The organism is Caballeronia sp. LZ033 (genome assembly GCF_031451265.1).
Taxonomy (GTDB): domain Bacteria; phylum Pseudomonadota; class Gammaproteobacteria; order Burkholderiales; family Burkholderiaceae; genus Caballeronia.
In genome coordinates, this window is the sequence record NZ_JARUXQ010000022.1 from 1 (window position 1) to 2,559 (window position 2,559).

A 2,559-nucleotide genomic window follows, 5' to 3' on the forward strand; every position below is an offset into this window, starting at 1 on the left:
AAGGAAAGCATAGATGTTCAAGGTACCGCACCAGGTGTACACGGCAGAGTTCAAGGAAGCCGCCGTGCAACGAGTCAAGGACGGGCAAGGCCTGAGCGCCGTATCCCGGGAGTTGGGTATGTCGACGCAGACTCTGCGCAACTGGCTGAAGGCCTCGGAGGCCGGCAAGCTCAACGGTCTGGGGGCTAAAGTCGTTACGGCGGAGCAAATGGAGCTCTCGCGGCTGCGAGCGGAGAACAAGCGCTTGCAGATGGAGCTGGAAATCGCAAAAAAAGCGGCGGCGTTCTTCGCGAAGGAATGAAATGAACGCGTCCCACCCGTGAACGTAAGCAAAGAAAGGTGGATCCTCACGGGCCAACGGCATCGATATGCGCCCAGGTGGAAAATGCAAGCATTTCCCGGCAACCGGAGGATCCACGATGAACAGTATGGCTGTGGGCGTAGACATCGCCAAGCAGGTTTTCCAGGTCCATTACGTCGATCAGCAAACCGGCGAGGTCGTGAACAAGCCGGTTAAGCGGGCAAAATTTCTGGAGCACTTTGCGAACCGTGCCCCGTGTTTAATAGGGATGGAGGCCTGTGGCGGGGCGCACCATTGGGCGAGGCAACTGACCAGGATGGGCCATAAGGTCCGGCTAATGCCAGCGGAGTTTGTCAAGGCGTTCAACATTCGCAACAAGAGCGATGCGGCGGATGCCAAGGCAATCTGGCTGGCAGTACAGCAGCCAAGCAAGGCTGTAGCGGTAAAGACCGAGATACAGCAGGCTATGCTCGGATTGCACCGTATGCGAGAGCAACTGGTGAAGTTCCGCACGATGCAGGTGAATGCGTTGCGCGGGTTGATGACGGAGTACGGCGAAGTGATGGGCAAGGGGCGAGCGACGCTCGACAAGACAATACCGGAAGTACTCGGTCGCCTTGCGGATCGGCTGCCGGCGGTCCTGATAGACACTCTGCGTGATCAATGGAACGGGTTGGCGAGGCTGGATGAACAGATTGCTCAGATTGAGCGGCGCATGCGCGAGTGGAAGAAGGAAGACTCCGCAGTCAAAGCAATTAGCGAGATTCCTGGTGTGGGCTTACTGACTGCAACGGCAGCGGTCGCGATGATAGGCGACGCGAACGCATTCAACTCGGGTAGGGAGTTCGCTGCATGGGCAGGTCTCGTACCCAGGCAGACCGGCTCAGGCGGCAAGGTAAATCTGCACGGCATCAGCAAGAAGGGTGATACCTATTTGCGCACTCTTTTGATTCACGGCGCTCGCAGTGTATTAACGCACGCGAAAGAGCCAGGCCGGTGGGTCGAGCAAATGGAGAAGCGGCGACCGCGAAATGTGGTGGTCGTGGCACTAGCCAACAAGATGGCGCGCACGATCTGGGCCGTGCTCGCCCACGACAGGGCGTACCAAAAAGACTACGTGAGCATGAAACCGGCCTGACCGGTGAATGCCACGGAGAAGAGTAACGTTTAGCAAAGGGTGAACGTCGAAAGGTTGCGCAGCAATCGAGTGTGATGACCAGCCAGGTAGGACCGGGACTCGCAAAACCTGAACAGGAGGAGGAGCTTTCGAGCTCGCCGAAGGAATGAGGTGCGAGTCAGCGAATTTCATAGGGGCCCGCAGCGGCAGCACCGGCTGCATAAAGGCCGGATAGAGAGCTGCGACCCATCCTGTCAATCTGAACACACGAAAGCTGTTGCAAAACGGGACGCGTTCATAGAGACCTCCTGTGAAGTTCGCCTGGATTGACACGCAGTGCCGGCAATATCCCGTGTTGGCGCTGTGCGAGGTCCTTGGCGTAAGCGTTAATGGCTATCGCGCCTGGAAGCGCGGCGGCACGCCCGAGCGTCAGCGGCTGACCGATGCGCAGTTGCTCACGTTGATTCGGACGATTCACGCCGAGGTCAAAGGCGCGTACGGTTCGCCGCGCATGACCGAAGAGGTTCGCTCTCGCGGCTTCCCAGCCAGCAAGGCACGGGTAGAGCGGTTGATGAGCGCCAACGGTATTCGAGCCCGCCACAAGCGCCGTTACCGCGTAACAACCGATTCCCGGCACAAGTTGCCGGTCGCGCCGAACGTGTTGAATCGCAACTTCGCGCCGGCCGGGCCCAATCAGGTGTTCACCTCGGACATCACGTACATCTGGACCGACGAAGGTTGGCTGTACCTGGCCGTCACGCTGGACCTGTTCAACCGGGAGGTCGTGGGCTGGTCTGTCAAGCCGCGCATGACCACGGAACTCGTTATCGACGCGCTGACGATGGCATGGTTCCGCCGTCGGCCCGCGCCTGGCGCGCTGCATCACTCGGATAGGGGCAGTCAATACGCCAGCCACGACTTCCAGCGCAAGCTCAACTCGTACGGCATGCAATGCTCCATGAGCCGCAAAGGCAGTTGCTGGGATAACGCGCCGACGGAAAGCTTCTTCAACAGTCTGAAGAACGAGCGAGCGCATGGCACGAGGTACCGCACGCAACGCGAAGCCGTCGCGGACTTGTTCGAATACATCGAAGTGTTTTATAACCGCAGTCGTCGTCATTCATCGCTTGGCTTCGTGTCG

The 2,559-nt window shown here is 58.9% G+C and carries 1 protein-coding gene and 2 pseudogenes; all 3 read left to right on the forward strand.

Features of this window, described 5'->3' with window-relative positions; translation table 11 throughout:
• Nucleotides 1-13: 13 nt before the first annotated feature.
• Nucleotides 14-297 (forward strand): annotated as a pseudogene (locus tag QCE62_RS34955) (transposase); the annotation flags it as partial.
• 122 nt (nt 298-419) lie between these two features.
• Nucleotides 420-1,439: an IS110 family transposase gene (locus QCE62_RS34960; RefSeq protein ID WP_309927986.1), complete on the forward strand. Its 1,020-nt coding sequence runs from the start codon at nt 420-422 to the stop codon at nt 1,437-1,439.
• Nucleotides 1,440-1,722: 283 nt separating this feature from the next.
• A pseudogene (locus QCE62_RS34965) lies at nt 1,723-2,559 on the forward strand (IS3 family transposase); the annotation flags it as partial.

Excerpts from the sequence above, each read along its gene's own strand:
- QCE62_RS34960 (WP_309927986.1), top strand. The coding sequence starts at position 420 with ATGAACAGTATGGCTGTGGGCGTAGACATCGCCAAGCAGGTTTTCCAG.